General features: G+C 62.6%; 16 protein-coding genes and 1 other annotated feature. Of the genes, 3 read left to right on the top strand and 13 right to left on the bottom strand.

The window, feature by feature from the left end; genetic code table 11:
* Window positions 1–10: 10 nt before the first annotated feature.
* The 13 genes from mdh to ASH01S_RS02360 form a co-directional block, all read right to left on the bottom strand.
* Entirely contained in the window at window positions 11–955 is a 945-nt protein-coding gene (mdh, locus tag ASH01S_RS02420) for a malate dehydrogenase (protein ID WP_067922855.1), read from the bottom strand.
* Between the two features lie 66 nt (window positions 956–1,021).
* Window positions 1,022–2,314 carry an NADP-dependent isocitrate dehydrogenase gene (icd, locus tag ASH01S_RS02415; protein ID WP_067922853.1) on the bottom strand — a complete coding sequence of 431 codons (1,293 nt, stop codon included), beginning with the start codon at window positions 2,312–2,314 and terminating at the stop codon, window positions 1,022–1,024.
* A 196-nt stretch (window positions 2,315–2,510) separates the two neighbouring features.
* Window positions 2,511–3,491 carry a tryptophan--tRNA ligase gene (gene trpS / locus ASH01S_RS02410; protein ID WP_067922851.1) on the bottom strand — a complete coding sequence of 327 codons (981 nt, stop codon included), beginning with the start codon at window positions 3,489–3,491 and terminating at the stop codon, window positions 2,511–2,513.
* A gap of 42 nt (window positions 3,492–3,533) precedes the next feature.
* Window positions 3,534–3,816: a binding site (T-box leader), on the bottom strand.
* 360 nt (window positions 3,817–4,176) lie between these two features.
* On the bottom strand, window positions 4,177–4,473 hold the full coding sequence (locus ASH01S_RS02405; protein WP_067922848.1) for a hypothetical protein: 297 nt from the start codon (window positions 4,471–4,473) through the stop codon (window positions 4,177–4,179).
* 89 nt (window positions 4,474–4,562) lie between these two features.
* Window positions 4,563–6,347, bottom strand: a complete 1,785-nt coding sequence (locus tag ASH01S_RS02400) for a S9 family peptidase (protein ID WP_067922843.1) — start codon at window positions 6,345–6,347, stop codon at window positions 4,563–4,565.
* A 331-nt stretch (window positions 6,348–6,678) separates the two neighbouring features.
* Window positions 6,679–8,433 (bottom strand): pyruvate kinase, encoded by a 1,755-nt coding sequence (gene pyk / locus ASH01S_RS02395; protein WP_067922829.1) that lies wholly within the window; start codon window positions 8,431–8,433, stop codon window positions 6,679–6,681.
* A 15-nt stretch (window positions 8,434–8,448) separates the two neighbouring features.
* A complete protein-coding gene (gene pfkA / locus ASH01S_RS02390) occupies window positions 8,449–9,408 on the bottom strand; it encodes a 6-phosphofructokinase (RefSeq protein ID WP_067922826.1) in 960 nt (319 codons plus the stop codon).
* A 351-nt stretch (window positions 9,409–9,759) separates the two neighbouring features.
* Window positions 9,760–10,716 carry an acetyl-CoA carboxylase carboxyltransferase subunit alpha gene (locus ASH01S_RS02385; RefSeq protein WP_067922824.1) on the bottom strand — a complete coding sequence of 319 codons (957 nt, stop codon included), beginning with the start codon at window positions 10,714–10,716 and terminating at the stop codon, window positions 9,760–9,762.
* Complete coding sequence (gene accD / locus ASH01S_RS02380; RefSeq protein WP_083516746.1) at window positions 10,694–11,608, bottom strand: acetyl-CoA carboxylase, carboxyltransferase subunit beta; 915 nt, start codon at window positions 11,606–11,608, stop codon at window positions 10,694–10,696. The genes ASH01S_RS02385 and accD overlap by 23 nt, the downstream gene beginning before the upstream one ends.
* A gap of 75 nt (window positions 11,609–11,683) precedes the next feature.
* Complete coding sequence (locus ASH01S_RS02375; RefSeq protein WP_067922934.1) at window positions 11,684–11,881, bottom strand: glutamate decarboxylase; 198 nt, start codon at window positions 11,879–11,881, stop codon at window positions 11,684–11,686.
* A 76-nt stretch (window positions 11,882–11,957) separates the two neighbouring features.
* A complete protein-coding gene (locus ASH01S_RS02370) occupies window positions 11,958–12,458 on the bottom strand; it encodes a phosphatidylglycerophosphatase A family protein (RefSeq protein WP_067922822.1) in 501 nt (166 codons plus the stop codon).
* A gap of 12 nt (window positions 12,459–12,470) precedes the next feature.
* Entirely contained in the window at window positions 12,471–15,533 is a 3,063-nt protein-coding gene (gene dnaE / locus ASH01S_RS02365; RefSeq protein ID WP_067922820.1) for a DNA polymerase III subunit alpha, read from the bottom strand.
* Between the two features lie 13 nt (window positions 15,534–15,546).
* Window positions 15,547–16,866: a DRTGG domain-containing protein gene (locus ASH01S_RS02360; protein WP_067922818.1), complete on the bottom strand. Its 1,320-nt coding sequence runs from the start codon at window positions 16,864–16,866 to the stop codon at window positions 15,547–15,549.
* A 190-nt stretch (window positions 16,867–17,056) separates the two neighbouring features.
* On the opposite strand from ASH01S_RS02360, the gene ASH01S_RS02355 reads away from it, so the two are divergent.
* From ASH01S_RS02355 to ASH01S_RS02345, 3 genes are all read left to right on the top strand, one after another.
* Window positions 17,057–17,956 (top strand): YitT family protein, encoded by a 900-nt coding sequence (locus tag ASH01S_RS02355; protein WP_245628898.1) that lies wholly within the window; start codon window positions 17,057–17,059, stop codon window positions 17,954–17,956.
* Window positions 17,957–18,151: 195 nt separating this feature from the next.
* The gene (locus ASH01S_RS02350) at window positions 18,152–18,370 is read left to right on the top strand and encodes a hypothetical protein (protein ID WP_067922815.1); all 219 of its coding nucleotides are present in this window, start codon (window positions 18,152–18,154) and stop codon (window positions 18,368–18,370) included.
* On the top strand, window positions 18,367–18,582 hold the full coding sequence (locus ASH01S_RS02345) for a hypothetical protein (protein ID WP_067922812.1): 216 nt from the start codon (window positions 18,367–18,369) through the stop codon (window positions 18,580–18,582). Before ASH01S_RS02350 ends, ASH01S_RS02345 begins: the two co-directional genes overlap by 4 nt.
* The last annotated feature ends 30 nt before the right edge of the window (window positions 18,583–18,612 follow it).

Raw genomic sequence — 18,612 nt, 5'->3', positions numbered from 1 at the left:
GGAACGGAGGTTACCGCTTGGACTTGACCACGTTGATGACGCTGCGAACCGATTGGGCCGACTTGTCTAGCGCTTCCTTCTCCTCAGGCAAGAGATCGACCTCGATAACCTTCTCCAGTCCGTTGCCACCCAGAATCGTGGGTACGCCGAGGAACAGGTCCTGGTACCCGTATTCTCCCTCCAGATAGGCAATCGCCGGCAGCAGGCGCCGCTTGTCTTTCAGGATGGCTTCCGCCATCTGGACCAGCGAGGCGGCCGGTGCGTAATAAGCGCTGCCGTTGCCGAGCAGGTTGACGATTTCACCGCCACCCTTGCGGGTACGCTCGACGATGGCGTCAATCTTGTCCTTGGATAACAGCTTCTCCAGTGGGATGCCACCGACGTACGAGTAGCGGATGAGCGGAACCATGTCGTCCCCGTGCACGCCGAGCACAAAACCGGACACGTCCTCCACCGACACGCCAACCTCCTCGGCCACAAACGTGCGGAAGCGCGCGGTGTCGAGCACACCGGCCTGGCCGATGACGCGGTTCTTTGGAAATCCAGAGGTCTTGTACGCCACGTAGGTCATGGCGTCCACCGGGTTGCTGAGCACGATGATGATGGTGTCGGGAGAAAACTTGACCACCTGCTCAGTGACCGAGCGGACGATGCCGGCGTTGGTCGTCACCAAGTCATCGCGGCTCATTCCCGGCTTGCGGGCCACACCGGCGGTGATGATGACCAGGTCCGATCCGGCCGTGTCCTCGTAACTGGAGGTGCCGATGACATGCACATCCTGGCCGACCACCGGCAGCGCTTCGGCCATATCCAGCGCCTTTCCGCGGGTCGGGTCCTCCAACTGCGGAATGTCGACCAACACCACGTCCCCGAGTTCTTTCAGCGCGAGCATGAACGCCGTCGTTGAACCGGTGAACCCCGCTCCGATAACGGAAATTTTCTTCCGTTTAATCATTTTCAATTCCTCCTTGACTTCCATGCCTCGCAGTCCCTTCCATAGCTGAAATGCCGAACCAATCCATCATAGATTGGCAATCAATGCGTCGCCGAATTCGGAGGTTTTGACTTCTTTGGCGCCCTCCATCAGGCGGGCGAAGTCGTAGGTGACGACTTTCTGCTCAATCGTCTTTTCCAGGGCCGAAGTGATTGCGTCAGCAACCTCTTGCCACCCCAGGTACTCAAACATCATGACGCCCGAGAGGATGACTGAACCCGGATTGACCTTGTCCAGTCCCGCATACTTGGGGGCGGTGCCATGCGTAGCCTCAAACACGGCGTGACCCGATTCGTAGTTAATATTGGCTCCCGGCGCAATGCCAATCCCGCCAACCTGCGCCGCCAGTGCGTCCGAGATGTAGTCACCGTTAAGGTTGAGAGTGGCAATGACATCATACTCCGCCGGACGCAGGAGGATTTGCTGCAGAAAAGCGTCAGCAATGACGTCCTTGACAATCAACTTGCCAGCGGCGACCGCCTCGGCCTGCGCCTTGTTGGCTGCGTCCTGCCCCTGCTCCGCTTTGATGCGGTCGTACTGAGCCCATGTGAAGACCTTGTCGGCGTACTCGCGTTCCGCGAGTTCGTAGCCCCAGTTTTTGAACGCCCCTTCAGTGAACTTCATGATGTTGCCTTTGTGCACGAGCGTCACACTCTTGCGCCCGTGCGCCAACGCGTAGTCGATGGCCGCTCGCACCAGCCGCTCGGTGCCTTCACGCGAGACCGGTTTGATGCCGATGCCCGAGGTTTCCGGGAAACGGATCTTGGTGACCTTCATCTCGTTGCGCAGGAAGTCGATGACCTTCTTGACCTCCGGAGTCCCTTCCGCCCACTCGACGCCGGCGTAAATGTCTTCGGAGTTCTCCCGGAAAATGACCATATCGATGAGTTCAGGCTGCTTGACCGGCGAGGGAACACCGCGAAACCAGCGGACAGGGCGCTGGCAGACGTAGAGATCCAGCTCCTGGCGCAACGCCACATTCAGGGAGCGGATGCCGCCACCGACCGGCGTCGTCAGCGGGCCCTTGATGCCCACCAGGTAGGTGGAGAGGGCGGTCAGCGTGTCGTCCGGCAACCATTCGCCGAACTTGTTGAAAGCCTTTTCACCGGCATACACCTCGTACCACGCAATCCGCCGCTTGCCACCGTACACCTTGGCCACCGCCGCGTCAAACACACGCTGAGAGGCGCGCCAAATATCGGGACCTGTACCATCTCCCTCAATGAACGGAATGATGGGCACATCCGGAACCTTCAGCTTCCCCGCTTGCTTTGTTATCGGTTCTCCGTCAACCGGAGCTTGGTAGGTTTTGAACGCCATCGCCGCTGGCCTCCCTTTGCACGCGTGTTGTCTCTCGAAAATCTTACCACAGGCAATTTTCAAAGAAAAATCACATATTGTTCAGAAGAAACCCTTGCTTTCCTGACGACAATCTGAGTTCCCCCGGATGGGGGCACCCCGGCGACGGTGCTGCCTCGGTTGGACGGCCCTCGCCCGGGATGCGGCTGGGCGCAGGTCAAATCAAAAAGCCAACCCGCTCCTTCACCAGCCGGAGCGTGGCCCGGCACTTTTCGGCCGCGCGCTCGGCGCCCTCGCGCAGGATCTTGTCCACCTCGCCCGAGCCCAGGATCTCCCGATACCGGGCCTGGATGGGCGCCAGCTCCGCGACCACCGCCTCGGCAAGGTCTTTCTTGAACGGGCCGTATCCCTGCCCCTGGTATTGTGCCTCCAGCTCCGCCACCGATTGCCCGGAAAACAGCGAATAGATGGTGAGCAAGTTGCTGATAGCAGGCTTGTTCTCCACATCGTACCGCACCTCGCGCTCCGAATCGGTGACCGCGCGGGAGATCTTCTTGCGGATGACGTCCGGATCGTCCAGCATCGAGATGTACGCGCCGGCGCTGGTGTCGCTCTTGCTCATCTTCTTCAGCGGGTCTTCCAGGCTCATGATGCGCGCTCCCAGCTTGGGAATCATCGGCTCGGGCACCGTGAACGTCTTTCCATAGCGGTTGTTGAAGCGCTCCGCCAGGTCGCGGGTCAGTTCCAGGTGCTGCTTTTGGTCTTCTCCCACCGGCACCAAGTCGGTTTGGTAGAGGAGAATGTCCGCGGCCATCAAAGCCGGGTAGGTGAACAGCCCTGCGGTGACAACCTCGGCCCTTTCCGACTTGTCCTTGAACTGGGTCATGCGCCCCAGTTCGCCGTAGTGGACTATGCATTGCAGAAGCCAGCCGAGTTCGGCATGGGCGGGGACGTGCGATTGGACAAACAGGATGGACTTTTTCGGATCGATGCCGGCCGCCAGATAGAGGGCCGCCAGGCTGCGCGTGTTGTGCAAGAGCTGCTTGGGATCCTGCGGGACGGTGACGGCGTGCATGTCAACCACGCAGAACAGGCAATCCGCCTCGTCCTGCAGAGCGACGAAGTGGCGCATGGCGCCCAGGTAATTGCCGATGGTCAAGGTCCCGCTGGGCTGGATGCCGGAAAACACCTGCTTCATTTTTTGGGTTCCCTCCTTGCCAGAAAATGAAAAATCCGCCCCGTATGGGACGGACAAAACCGCGGTACCACCCATGTTCGACAGCCCCAGGCTGCCGCACTCGTGCCCGTAACGTGGGCCATCCGGATGCGCCTACACAACCTCCAGACGCGTTTTGGCGTTCTGGCAGACCGGTCTCAGCGGTCTCAGCCGTGCATCGCCGGTCTGGGGCCTTCAGCACACCGGCTCCCGGGCCCATTCCGAGCCGACCGCCAACCGGGTTTCCAGCCTCCCCGGCTCTCTGGATGGGAGTCAAGCCCGTACTCTTCCCGTTCACAGCCGTTTCCACGACACAAGTTCCAGAAGACAGCTTTCTGTCGATCCGCCCGCCGCCGCGCCTTGGACAACCGGAGAACGGCGCTAGCTGCGGAGGCTGGGACTACGCATCATCTTAACGAAGTTGCCGCCGACCCGCAAGTGCTTCACCGGCCCAGCCGCGTGGATTCGCTCGCACTCCCGCGTCCATTGGATTGCACAGCTACACGGGCTCCCGGGGGCACAAACACGTACATGAGGACAATATTGATGGCGAGGAAGTCAAAAACAGCCGCCCAACAGGGCGGCCGTAAGAAAGGGGGATCGGCTCCAGTGCCTGACCCGTGTGTACGCACACCTGCCAACTTCTCTGCAGAGACGGGACTCTGTGTCAGCCGCGCACGCGCCGTAGCAGTTCAAGCAAAGTGCGAACCACAATCAACGCCGCAGCCACGTAGAACCAGGCGTTAGCGACGAGGTGCGTCGGGTCTGCCGTCGTCAGCCAGGAGAGAAGGATGAGCGGCAGAGCGTCGGTCAACATGGGGCGTGTAACCGAACGGGCCCACTCGGACCAATCGACCGTTCCCCTCAGGTCTAACGCCGCGGTGACCAGAATGCGCAGGGCAATGAGGGCCATCACGACCTCAAACGCAATCAACATCGCGGTGTCTCCCAACAGAATGCTCATGCGTGCGACCTCCCGATGGAAAGGATGAGTTCACTCCACCTTACGGGAAGACCCACGCACAGGTCACCGCGCTTGTCCTTCGCAACCGCCTATTGTCGATGTTTGTCGAGAAACTCCACAATACGCCGATAGGCTTCCATCTCATTCTGCTTCTTCATGAACCCGTGCCCTTCGTCCTCAAACACGATGTATTCCACCTCGGTTCCGCGTTGACGCAGGGCATCCACAATCTGGTCCGATTCCGCCTTCACCACACGAGGATCATTGGCGCCTTGGATGACCAGCATGGGCTTGGTCATGCCATCCAGGTAGGTGATAGGCGAGTCTGCGGTCAGCCGCTCCTTGTCCGCCTCTGGATCTCCGAGCCATTGACGCATTATCGGTTTCCAGTGATCCGGCACCGACTCCAGAAACGTAAACAGGTTGCTCGGCCCGAAAATGTCGACGCAAGCCTGGAACCACTCCGCGTGCCGACCGTGCAAAAGCAGCGTCATGTACCCACCGTAGCTGCCGCCCACAAGAAACAACTTGTCCCTGTCGGCGCGCTTTTGGGAAAGCAGCCACTCGATGCTCGCCAGCATGTCCAAACGTGGCCCCTCGCCCCAGTCACCCTCGACCATGCGCATAAACTTGGTGCCGTACCCGGTGCTGCCGCGAAAGTTGGGCGCCCAGACGTTGTAGCCGCGGTTGCACAGATATTGAAAGAAGGGACGGAACATCTTTCGCTCCGCCGCCTGCGGACCTCCGTGCGGCCAGACGACCGTGTACCCGTTGGCAGACTCCGGGTTGGCTGGGAACCAGAGCGCCTCCAACTCCAGACCATCATAGGAGGCAAAGTGAACGACCTCCGCAGCGGACAGTTGTTCGCGCGCCACGCCCATCACCCGGTTATCCGTCAGCTTCCGCCACACGCCGTCCGGCGAGCGTAGGTAGAGGTTGAACGGATCTACGTCGCTGCGTCCCAGCAGATAAACCATCCCGCTCTCCCCGACCTGGATGTCTTCCACCACGGCAACCGGCAGGTCGATGGGCCGCCCCTCCCCAGTCGGCACATGGTAGGCGTACAATCGGTCCTCGACGCCGCGGGCGGCGCACAGATACAGGGTCTGACTGGGGCGGTGCACGGCGACGGCAACAATGTCCGCTCCGTCAATCTGCAGGCGCTTCTGGAATGAGCCCGTGGATAGATTGAAGCTGGCCAAGTAGGCTCGGTCCTCGCCAAAATCCGTGGCAAACCACAGCTCCTCGCCGAGATACTCCGGACTGTACACGACATGGGGGACGTTTTCATCCGGCGTGAGCGCCCGCACCTCATCCCCCGCCTGAACGTACCCGACCATGTAGGAGTTGGCGAACAGGCGCACAAAGACGAAACTCGATTCGTCCGGCGCGACCTGGAGCAAGTGGGTGGAGCCCCCCGTGCCCTGGTACAGTACGCGCTCCTCTCCGGTGTTCAGGTCGTAGACGTACCCGTTCAGGTATGTATGGTTGTCCTTGTCAGAACAGTAATACACACGGTTGCCGTCCTCCGACACGGCGGCCAGATAGTGCCTCCGTCCCGCGTGGGTCCGAACCGGAGTTGGCGATCCACCCGCTGGAGTGATGGCGTACAGTTGCACGTTCTCATCCCCGTCACGGTCGAAGCCGACAAGGATGTACCGTCCCTGCGGATCAAACCGAATGGAATGGGGCACCTGGTCCACGTAGGTCAGGGGGTATGGATAGCCCTGTTCGATGTCCAGGCCCCAGAGATTGTACTGCCCGCCGAGGTTGGTCGAAAAAGCGAGGCGCCGCTCGTCGCGGCTGACCGCAAAGCCGGTGATGGCATACGTCCGAAAGAACTCTTCAATGTCAGGCTTGGGAAAAGAGATCATAGAGACGCCTCCTCTACGCATCTATTCTATTCGGCTCTATTCGGCATTCATTTGAATCTTCCTGTTCTTTGCGCAGAAAAAGCGGCAGCCTGGTCGTACGCCCAGACCGCCGCTTCCCTGGACCTTTTGCCGCATCAACAGCCGGCCCCGTGCGGAACCAGGAGGATGAACAGCACGAAGATGATCAGAAACACCACCGCCCAGCGGGTGAATCCACCGAACACTCCGTCCATCGTCACCCCTCCCTTCGTCGGAAGCTGTGGCAATATATGCCGCCTTGTCCTCCGACGAACGGGCGAATTTCCCTGGCAGTCGAGGCCACAAGCCGCGTCTACAACACCTGCGCGCGGCCGCGGTAGACCAGACCGCGCACCGCATCCACCGTCACGACCTCGCCGTCCTTGATGCGACTGGTCGCCTCATGCGCCCCTACAATCACCGGCTTGCCGAGGCTCAACCCGACCACCGCCGGATGGGAGGTAAGCCCACCTTCCTCGGTGATGATGGCCGCCGCCCGCTCCATGGCGGGCACCACGTCGGCGTCGGTGGCCATGGTCACCAGGATATCCCCGTGGTGGACGCGCTGCAGCAAGTCCTCGGTCTGCCTCGCGACCACGGCCCGACCGCTGACCGCCTTCTGCCCGACGCCCTGGCCCTGCACGACGACTTCCCCAATGGTGTGCACCTTGATCAGGTTGGTCGTTCCCTGCTGCCCGACGGGCACCCCGGCGATGACAATCACCATGTCGCCCGGCTGCACGTAGCCAGCGGCGAGTGCGCCATCAACCGCTGTTTCCAGAACCTCGTCCGTGGTCTGCGCCTCGGCCACCACCACCGGATGCACGCCAAAGGACACCGCCAGCCTCCGCGCCACCTTGTCCGACGGAGTAGCGGCGACAATCTGCGCGTTCGGGCGGTGTTTGGAGATCATGCGCGCCGTATGGCCCGAGGTGGTAGCGGTCACCACCGCCTTCACGCCCAAGTCGGCCGCCATCGTCTCCACCGCGTGCCCAATCACGTCCGTCACCGTTTTCTCCACATCGGTGCGGTGGCGCGTAGCCACCTCGTCCTCGGCCAGCGCTCGCTCCGCGCGTTCGGCAATCTGAGCCATCGTCTGCACCGCCTGCAACGGGTAACGGCCGGCGGCCGTCTCTCCGCTGAGCATGATGGCGTCCGTCCCATCGAAAATAGCGTTAGCCACGTCACTGGCTTCCGCGCGCGTCGGCCGCGGGTTGCGCTGCATCGAGTCGAGCATCTGCGTGGCTGTGATGACCGGCTTACCCGCCTGGTTGCAGAGACGAATCATGCGCTTTTGCGCCAGCGGCACTTCTTCGGTGGGAATCTCCACACCCAAATCGCCGCGGGCCACCATGATACCGTCCGAGACGGCGACAATTTCTTCAAGCCTGTCCAACCCTTCCTGGGTCTCAATCTTGGCGATGATGTCCGCCTGGTAGTTCTGCTCTTCCAGCAGACGGCGCACTTCCAGCACGTCGGCCGCCTTGCGGACAAAGGACGCCGCGATGAGGTCCACTCCCTGCTCGATGCCGAAGCGGATATCGGCGATATCCTTTTCGGTGACCCCGGGGATGCGCAGGGTCACGCCCGGTACGTTGATGCCCTTGCGATCCTTCAGGATGCCGCCGTTGGTGACACGGCACAGGATGTCGTGCCCCTCAACTTTTTCCACTACCAGACCAATCAGCCCATCGTCGATCCGGATGGGAGCCCCTGGGTAGACGTCTTCGACGAGGCCCTTGTAGGAGATTTCCACCCGCTCAGCGGTGCCGCACTCGACCGGATCGATGGTCAAGGTGATGTTGGCGCCGTCGGACAGCTCCACCTCGCCGCCCTCTATCTTCCCAGTGCGAATCTTCGGCCCTTTGATGTCAAGCATGATGGCCACGTGCTTGCCGACCGCCTGCGCCGCCTCCCGGATGCGACGGATGCGCTCGGCGTGTTCCTCGTGGGATCCATGGGAAAAATTGAGCCGCGCCACATCCATGCCGGCCTCGATGAGCGATCTGAGCACCTCCGGCGATTCGCTGGCAGGTCCAATCGTACATACAATCTTGGTCTTGCGCATGATTTTCCTCCTCGCCTAAATCGACAGCATCTCCGCGAGTTCGTGCAGGCTCAGCTCCGGCTGCCTAGGGGTGGTGAAGACCGTCTCAAAGTCGACAGCGTGCAGCTCGCCATTGCAGGTGGCGACCATCTTGCCTCCCACCCCTTGCCGGAGCAACCGCACCGCGTAAGCCCCCAAGCGGCTGGCCAGGACCCGGTCGCGCGCGCTGGGCGCACCGCCGCGTTGGATGTGCCCGAGCACCGTGACGCGCACGTCGAAGCCGGTGTGCTCTTTTAAGTATTTTCCTATCTCCATACCGCTGCCCGCGCCCTCGGCGACAATGATGATGGAGTGCTTCTTGCCGCGCGCCATCCCGCGCTCCAACTTGCGAATCACGTCATCCATGTCAAACGGGACTTCCGGAATGAGCACCGATTCAGCTCCTCCCGCAAGCCCCACCTGGATGGCAATATCGCCCGCATGCCGGCCCATTACCTCCACCACATACGTCCGCTCATGAGAGGTGGCCGTGTCCCGGATCTTGTCAATCGCTTCAATCGCGGTGTTCACCGCGGTATCATAACCGACTGTGGCGTCGCAACAGGGCAGGTCGTTGTCAATCGTGCCCGGGATGCCGATAGTCGGTATCCCGCGTTTCCACAGCTCCAAGGCCCCATGGAATGACCCGTCCCCGCCGATGACCACAAGCCCGTCGATGCCGGCCTCGCGCAGCCGTTTGGCGCCTTTGTCCTGCCCCTCGGCGCTCTTGAATTCCTCACAGCGCGCAGTAAACAGGATGGTACCACCGCGTTGGATGATGTCCGCCACCGATCCGAGCGACATATCACTCCACTCGCCATTCATCAGCCCGTGGTAGCCGCGCCGAATGCCGACGACTTCCAATCCCTCGTAGATCGCCGTGCGGACGACGGCCCGAATCGCCGCGTTCATGCCCGGCGCGTCTCCGCCACTGGTCAATACCGCAATCCTCTCCACTCATGCCACCCCCGCGTGCGCGTATCCGCCCGTTCGGACGGGCGAACTTCCCCGTTTGCGCCTAACCCCGGCCGCCGGCAAGGCGTACGACCGCAGCCGGATCGCAGGCTTTTGTGAACGCTGCGCCAAACCTTGGGCACGCTTTGCGTCCCGCCGGGACGCAAAGCGTCCCTTGGCGGGAGTGCAACACGCTTCCAGCACTGGCCCGAAAACCGTTCCAGGCCACCGGCCATGCCACCGGGACCACAAAAGCGGGGCGGCCGTACCTTGTCCGCCACCGCCCCTTCTGCTCTTCCCAGCGCGCACCGCCGCTCGGTCCCTGCACGGTCTGGTTGTGGGTCCGACACGTGTTCACGACTCCGAATAAATACCCATCTGGCGATATTTATCATAGCGCTCCGCCAAGAGCTGTTCAAGCGGCTTTTGAGCCAATTCGCGCAAGGCCGACAACGCCTGCTCGGCGACACGGGCGACCATCTCTTGCGGGTTCTTTTGCGCCCCGCCGACGGGCTCCCGAATCATCCCGTCGGCTACGCCCAGCTCAACCAGGTCGCGGGCGCCAATGCGCATCAGTTCGGCCGCGCGCGGCCCCTGCGTGCTGTCCTTCCAGAGGATGGCTGCCGCTGATTCTGGCGCTATCACGGAATACCAGGCGTATTCCAGGACATAGATTCTATCCGTCAGCCCAAGCCCCAGCGCGCCGCCGCTTCCCCCCTCACCGGTCACAAAGCTGACGGTGGGTACGCGAAGCCCGGCCATCTCCAGCAGATTGCGGGCGATGGCCTCGCTCTGCCCCCGCTCCTCCGCGGACATGCCGGGATACGCGCCGGCGGTGTCGATGAACAGGACAACCGGCCTCCCGAACTTCTCCGCCTGCTTCATCAATCGGAGCGCCTTTCGATAACCCTCAGGATGGGCCATGCCGAAGTTCCGGTAGACATTTTCCTTAGTGTCGCGGCCCTTCTGCGTACCGATGACCGTCACGGGGCGGCCGTCCGCCAGGCCAATGCCGCCGATGACGGCCGGATCGTCCCGGAAGTTGCGATCCCCGTGCAGCTCAATGAACTCGCTGCACAGCCCCCGTATATAATCCAGCGTCGTCGGACGTCCGGGCTGGCGGGCAATTTGCACCCGTTGCCACGGCGTGAGCTCACCGTACACCCGAGCCCTCACCTGTTCCAACTCGGCTTCGAGCCGGGCCACCTCCTGGGACAGGTCGATGCCGTGCTGACGCATGAACGCCCGTACCTCGTCCAGCTTCTTGGTCAACTCTTCGATGGGACGTTCAAACTCCAGTTGCCCCGGCATCTTGCCACCCCCTCGCCGCGTGGATGCGCAGGATGGTAGCGAGTGTATCGCGCATCTGCTTGCGGTGTACCACCTTGTCAATCATTCCGTGTTGGAGCATGAACTCGGCCGTTTGAAAATCGTCCGGCAGTTTTTGCCGAATCGTCTGCTCAATGACGCGGCGCCCGGCAAAGCCGAACAGCGCCCCAGGCTCGGCCAGAATGATGTCCCCAACACTCGCAAAGCTGGCACTGACTCCGCCGGTCGTCGGGTGTGTGATGACGCTGACGTAGAGGATGCCCGCCTCGTGCATGCGGTTGACGGCAGCGCTGGTCTTGGCCATCTGCATCAGGGACAAAATCCCTTCCTGCATCCGGGCGCCGCCGGAGGCGGTGAACAACACCATCGGGCATTGGCGCGCCAACGCCGCCTCCATCGCCCGTGTCAGCTTCTCGCCGACAGCCGAACCCATGCTGCCCATAATGAAACGAGAGTCCATGACACCGACCACCAGCGCCTGGCCGTCGATGCGGCCAGCACCGGTGACCACGCCTTCCGCCAGGTTGGTGGCTTGCTGGGCCTTCTCCACCTTCTCCCGGTATCCTGGGAATCCAAGCGGATCTTCGGACGAGAGGGCGGCGTCGAACTCCTCAAAAGAGCCTTCGTCCAGCAGCATTTCCAGCCGCTCCGGACCCCCGATAGGAAAGTGATAGTTGCAGTGTGGACATGTATACGCGTGCTTTTGCAGCTCTCGAGCCATCAGGAGAGCGCCGCAGCCCTTGCACTTTTCCACCAACCCCTTGGGCACGTCGCGCGGCGGCACCTCGTCCGGAATCTCGGGCCTGGGTCGCCTGTTTGTCTGAGCCACGGTCGCGTATCGATGTCGTTTCTTATAAAACAAGTCCTTCAGCACCCTCTCACCTCGGTCTCTGCCTTCCGCGCCGCCGCGCCTATGCGCAACAGCCGGGGGCACATCAGACCGAGCCGCCTACGGATTGGAGGTGTGCAGGATGTCGTTCAACACCTCTTGCACCTCGTCCAGTTCCGCCTCAGGAACGACGATTTCGAACTGCTGCCGGGACACGCGAGTCTGCCGAACCTTTGCCAGGAATCCTTCTGCAGCCAGTCGATCGACAATCTGCCGAGCCTGTTTTTCGGACTGTGCGATGTAGATGACCGTCCACATACACATCGCCCCTGTCAGCATCAATAAACTCCATGAATTATACCATGTCCCGTGGACAATCGGAAAAGGAGGGACACTATGCGTCCACGTTGTCCGCATCGTAGGATTGGGCCCGGTGCTGATGGGCAATGCGAGCGGCTGCGGAGGCGGCCACACTGGCAATCAAGTCATCCAGGAACACGTGGACGCGGCCGGCATGGTTGTTCAAGACGCCGATGATGCCAAGCTTCGTCTTGTCGAGATAGCCAAAATTGGTCAAACCTATCGATCCGTACACATTGGTGATGGACAGGGCGAGGATTTCGTCCACCCCGTACAGCGGTTCGTCTTCTTCCATGATCTGCTGCAAGGGGGTGGGCAGCGCCTTCTGCTCGGCCAGCATGTCCAACGCCACGCCGGTGAAAATGGCGTGCTGCACCTCCCGCTTCGCCAACACATGCAACACGCTCTCGGTGCACGCAGAGAGAGTCAATTCCCGGTGATAGGGCTTTTGCAAGTCGTATACAATCTGGGCAATCTGGTCGACCTCCACGCCTCGCTCGCGCAGCAGCGCGACAACCTTTTCCACCACGGACATCCTATCCTTTCCTCACGGCGACGCTGGCCGCTTCGCCCTGGGCAAGCGCCCCACGCGCGCGTTGCCGAGCCCCACAATCTCCTCCAGCGCCCCTATCAAGTCCGGCGACAGCGCCACCGACCACGTTCCAGGCAGCAATCGCGCGCGCCGTCTCTTCTCATCATACAAGGCGACCGGCAAACTGCCTGGGTAGGAATGGAGCACCTCCTGCACCGCCAACAGCCCGTCCGCCGCCAGCCGATCCGGATGATAGCGGACAAACAGCGCCTCCTCACCCGAGGGGTCACGCCCGCCAGCCCCTGCAGCGTCCCCTCCCGCCCGCGCCGCCCCGAGCGATGCGGCGGCATCGGCCGCGGGCCCGGACGTAAAGGTCAACCCAAGCCCGCGCGTCTGGGCACCCTCCCCGGCTTCTTGATAGGCTTCATCGAGAATCTGCCGCTTGGCCGCCGGCGCCGCGCCGTCCGGCAGAAACACGTCGAGTGCCCCGGCCGCCAGCAGACTCTCCATCGCCTTGCGGTTGCAGCGGCGCGGATGCACGCGCGTGAGTACGTCGACCAGGGAGCTGAACGGCCGTTCCCGGCGCGCTTCCAGTATCGCTTCCACCGCCCCGCGCCCCACGTTGCGGATGGACAAAAGGCCGGTGCGTATCTGCCGCTCGCCGGCGACCGTGTACAGGGGACCGCTGTCCTGGATGGACGGCGGCAGGATCTCAATGCCCAGGCGCCGAGCGTCGCGCAGGTACTCCTGGTGCTTGGTCGGGTGCCCGGCATCGAGCGACAATAATGCCGCGAAGAAGTCGGCCGGGTAGTGGGCCCGCAGGTACGCCGTGCGGTAGCAGAGCACCGCGTACGCCGCCGCGTGGCTACGGTTGAAGCCATAGTCGGCGAAGCGGACAATCAGGTCATACACCTCGTGCGCCGTCTGCTCCGCGTATCCGCGCCTGACACATCCTTCGACAAAACGCGCCCGCTCCGCATCCAATACATCCCGCTTCTTCTTGCTCACCGCCCGCCGCAAAAGGTCGGCCTGACCGAGCGAAAAGCCGGCCATGCGCGCGGCAATCTGCATGATCTGCTCCTGGTATACGATGACCCCGTACGTGTCGCGCAGGATGGGTTCCAAATCCGGGTGTGGGTAGCGAATCGGTGTTTCTCCCTCGCGGGCAGACAGGAACGTCGGGATGTTCTCCATCGGGCCCGGCCGGTACAACGAGATCACGGCAATCAGGTCCTCCAGCCTGTGCGGCCGCATCTGCCGCAGGATGCGCCGTACGCCCGCAGATTCCAGCTGGAAGCAGCCGTTCGTCTCGCCGCGCCCGAGCATCGCGAACGTGGCCTCGTCTCCGTCGGGCAACGCGCGGATGGGGATGGACTTGCCCGTACGTCGGCGTACGCTCTCCACACAGGCGTCAATCAGGGTTAAGGTGCGAAGCCCGAGAAAATCCATCTTGATGAGCCCCATCCGCTCCACATCCTCCATCGCGAACTGCGTGACAGCCACCCCATCCGGCCCCGGCTGCGTGGGGACCAGAGTGCTCAGCGGATCGGGCGAAATCACGACGCCAGCCGCGTGAATCGAGGTGTGCCGGGGCAGCCCCTCAATCGCCTGCGCCGCCTGCCATAGCGGCCGGAGTTCCGGCTTTTCGGCCGTTAACCGGGTGATCTCGGGCGCCTCTTTGGCCGCGCGCTGCAGCGTCATACCCGGGCCTGACGGGATATGACGCGCCAATTGGTCAACCAGCCGCGGCTCCACCCCCAGCGCGCGGCCAGCGTCACGCACCGCGGCCCGGGCCGCCAGGGTGCCGAAGGTGCCAATCTGCGCTACGTGGTCGGCCCCATACCGCTCGACCACGTAGCGGATGACTTCGCCGCGCCGCTCGTACTCGAAGTCGGTGTCGATGTCCGGCCAACTGACCCGCTCCGGGTTGAGAAAGCGCTCAAACAACAACTGGTTCGCGATGGGGTCCACGTCGGTGATGCGCAGACAATAGGCGACCAGACTCCCAGCGGCCGATCCGCGCCCTGGACCGGTGGAGATGCCCTGGCGGTGGGCGAAGCGGATGAAGTCCGCGACCACCAAAAAGTAGTCGGCAAAGCCGAGCTGCTCGATGACCTGCAGTTCATATTGCAAACGCTCCTGCACATCTGGTCCCACCTGGCCGTACCGCTGCACGGCCCCCGCCTCGGCGGCCTGACGCAGCACCCGCGCCGCGCTCTCGCCCGCCGGCAGTGGATACTTGGGAAGGCGCAACTGGCCGAGTGGCAGTTCCAACTGACAGCGTTCGGCAATCGCCAGCGTGTTGGCGAGGGCCTGCGGTATCTGGGCGAAGCGCCGGGCCATCTCCTGGCCGGAGACAAACGCGTAGGTATCGGACTGCAGGCGCGGTGAACCTGCTCCTGCGTCGATGGCGGCGACAAGCCTCTGCACGGGCGCATCCGAGGGTTCGAGGTAGTGCACGTCATTGGTGGCGACCGGCTGCAGGCCACGCGCCCGCGCCGCCCGCAGCAGCCCCGGCAGGCCACGCCGCTCCTCCGGCACCCCGTGGTCCTGCAGGTCCAAGAACAGGCTGTCGGTCGGCATGGCGGCTTGCCAAGCGTCCAGCCAGGCTGCCGCCCCCGCTTCGTCACCCGCGGCGAAGCGGCGCAAAACCGCCGACTCACCGCCGCCCACGAGGGCAATCAAACCTCCCGCCCGCGCTGCCACCTCGTCTAGCGTCACCGCCAACAGGCGCGGCCGCGTGTGTGTCAGCGTGACCAGCTCCACCAGGTGCGCGTAGCCCTGCAGATTCTCCGCCAACAGCACCGCCGTGTCCAGGTCGTCGGGCGCGGGCCGGCCCGGTTGTTCCCACACCCCAGCGTCTCGTACCACCGTCAGCTGGGCGCCCAGGATGGGGCGCACCCCGGCCTGGCGCGCCAGCGTATAGAACGACACCGCCCCGTAGAGAGCGTGGGTGTCCGTCAGGGCGACGGCCGGCATGCCAAGCTCCGCCGCCCGCTGCACCAGCTGCGTCAGCCGCAGCGGCGACTGCAGCAGGGAATACTCGCTGTGCACGTGCAGATGGACAAACCCGTCCACCACGGCTCCTCCTCTACCCCCGATTGCCAATCCGGTCCAACGTCTGCGCCGTCAACAACGCCTTGGCCATACACTGCCCCTGTTCATAGACCTCCACATCCACCTTCGCGAAGCGGCGACCGCTGTCGAGGATGCGCGCCTTGACCGCCACCCGGCCATCGACCGAGATGGGTCTGAGAAAGTAGAGGGTCACATTCTCGACACGCATGTCGCCGTGCCGGCTGCGTTCCAGGCAGAGCATGGCCCCCCGTTCTATCAGCGTCATCAACGGCCCGGTGGCCAACGTGCCGACCGCGTTGGTCATCTGCGGCGTCACATCCCCCACCAGTACCCCGCCGTCCTGGTCCCGGTCTTCGCGAAAGCCGCGCAGCGTAAGATCGGTCAATGTTTCCGCCACCTGCGGCTGCCGGCTCATCAACTGCAGGGCCTTGATCACATCCTGGCGGCTGACGACGCCGACCAAGCGTCGTTGGTCCACCACCGGCAACAGTTCAATCCCCTCCCAAACCATCCGGTGGGCCGCCGAGGCGACCGTGCTCTGGGGCGTGACGAAGAACGGATTGCGGCGCATGTATTGTTCAATTCGGGCGTCCGGCCGCGCCTCCGCCACGTCGCGGGCGGTCAGGATACCGACCAGGTGGCCTCGCTCGTCTATCACCGGCACCCGCGCGTGGCCGGTCGACTCGACCAAGCTCAGGTAGTCTCTCACCGTCTGCTCCGGGTGCAGGGTGGCCAGCGGATGCCGAACCACAATGTCCTCGACGTAGAGAATGTCCTTCTTGATCAAACGGTCATAGATGGCCCGGTTGATCAGCGCGGCCGTGGTGAAAGTGTCATAAGAAGAGGACAGAAGCGGGAGTTGGCGCTCATTGGCGAGCCGCTGGACCTCCTCGGAGGCCTCGAATCCCCCGGTGATGAGCACCGCCGCCCCGTGTTCCAGCGAGAGCCGCTGCACCTGTTCGCGGTTGCCCACCAGCATCAGACTGCCGGGCGAAATGTAGCGCACGATGTCAGGCAGCTGCATAGCGCCGATGACAAACTTTTGCAGCGTCTTGTGTAGCCCGTCCCGTCCGCCCAGGACCGTTCCCTCTACGATGCCGACCACCTCGGCGAAGGTCAGGCGCTCGATGTCGCGTTTTTCCTGACGGTCGATGCGCACCGTGCCGATGCGGTCGATGGAGCTGACCCACCCACGCAGTTCGGCCTCCTTGATAGCGCGGTAAGCGGTGCCTTCGCTCACCCCCAAATCGCGGGCAATGCCCCGCACCGAGATGCGTTCCCCCACCTGCAAATTCTGTATGTATTCGAGGATCCGCTCGTGCTTCGTCGTCATCCCGCAACCTCCGGTCAGCAGTGTTTCATGCATCCCTTTATGTCCATTATATAAGACAACACTCTTCACCAATTTGCCACCATTGCCTCGCGCCCATCCACCACGAATCATATAGACTCTTCTGTGTGGCACACTAGACTACACGTCGCCCAGGCGTACCGCCACTCAGGCAGAGAGGAAGGGTTTTTGCATGGTTGAACAAGCCATCACGCAGTCGCGTCCGATGAAAAAACTGCGCCAGTCGAAAGGATACCCTATCTGGGCGACCTTGGGGCGCGTGGTGGTCATCCTGTTGGCGGACCTGTTGGCCGCGGTATCGCTGGAAAACTTCTTGGTCCCGGCCAACATCCTCTCCGGCGGCATCACCGGTGTGACTCAGCTCATCCACCACCTGACCGGGTGGCCCATCGGCCTGCTCTACCTGTTGTTCAATGTGCCGTTGTTTGCGCTCGGATACAAATACTTGGGCAAGCGATTCATCCTCTTGACCGGTGTGGCCATCCTCGGCTTCTCGCTGATGACCGACTGGGTGCACCTGCACCTCGACCTGCCCCTGGAAGATCCGCTCATCATCAGCCTCTACGGCGGGGTGCTCGCCGGACTGGCTTCGGGGCTCGTCATTCGCGTCGGTGGATCGATGGGCGGAACCGATATCCTGAGCCTGGTGATCAATCGCGTGTCCGGCAAGAGCGTGGGCGGCGTGTCGTTCGCCGTCAACGTGGTGGTTGTGCTGCTCTCGCTCGGCGTCTTCGGAGTCAAGGCCGGCATGTATACGCTCGTCTCCATGTTCGCCGCCGCCCGCGTTGTCAACGCACTGCTGAACTTTCAAGCGCGCAAGACGGCCCTCGTCATCTCACCGAAGTCCGCGGAAATAGCCGAAGCCATCACGCAGCGCCTGCGTCGCGGCAGCACCCTCATCCAGGGGCACGGCACCTACACGAAAGCCGATCTGGGCGTTCTCGTCTGTGTCCTGACCCACCTCGAACTGGCCGAACTGCGCGCGCTGGCCACCGAGATCGATCCGCACGTGTTCATCTCCGTTCTCGACACGGCGGAAGTGGTGGGCCGTTTCCGACGCCTGCCTATCTGATTCCGCAGCGCTTCACCTTTGATGTCGTTTGTTCTCGCAACCCTCGTCAACCTCCGCACGGCGGCTCCCAATCTAGGTGGGTTCCCAATCTAGGTTTATTTTCTCGCGAACCGGGTGATAACGTAACTAGACCCAACTGGCCTGGCGGGCGTCTGCCCACCGAGGGCCAGCGAGAACGAATGAGGAGTGAGTCGAATGAAACAAGTGCCACTGACGTTGGTTCTGATGGCCGTCTGCCTGGTGGCAGTCAATTGGCCATCGGTTCAGACGTGGGCCACAGCCACAACCATTCACCACTACCTGGCGCACGGACTGTACCTGTTGGGCGGGGCCTGCCTTGGCCTGCAGGCCAGCCGCTGGCTGACCGCGTCCCCGTCGGACATTGTGCTCGAAGAAACGGGGGTGAGTTCATGAAACGGCGCACCGCCCAAGCCACACTGGCCGCGTACGTTGGCGCACTGCTGATTGTCCTCGGTTTCTATCCGGACTTTGACCGTGTGCTGGACTCGCACGTTCTGCTGCACGCCCTGTGGCACATCGCCATCTTCACCGGCGCTGCCCTGATTGTGTTTGGACTGGAGACCCTGCGCAGCTACGCGCGCCGACCGCGCCGCATGCCCAATTGAAGCCCCTGCGGAACACTGACCGTCCCCGTG

Source organism: Alicyclobacillus shizuokensis NBRC 103103 (genome assembly GCF_001552255.1).
Classification (GTDB): Bacteria; Bacillota; Bacilli; order Alicyclobacillales; family Alicyclobacillaceae; genus Alicyclobacillus_G; species Alicyclobacillus_G shizuokensis.
The sequence above is the reverse complement of the archived record's forward strand: the minus strand, read 5'-3'. Positions and strand labels throughout refer to the sequence as shown.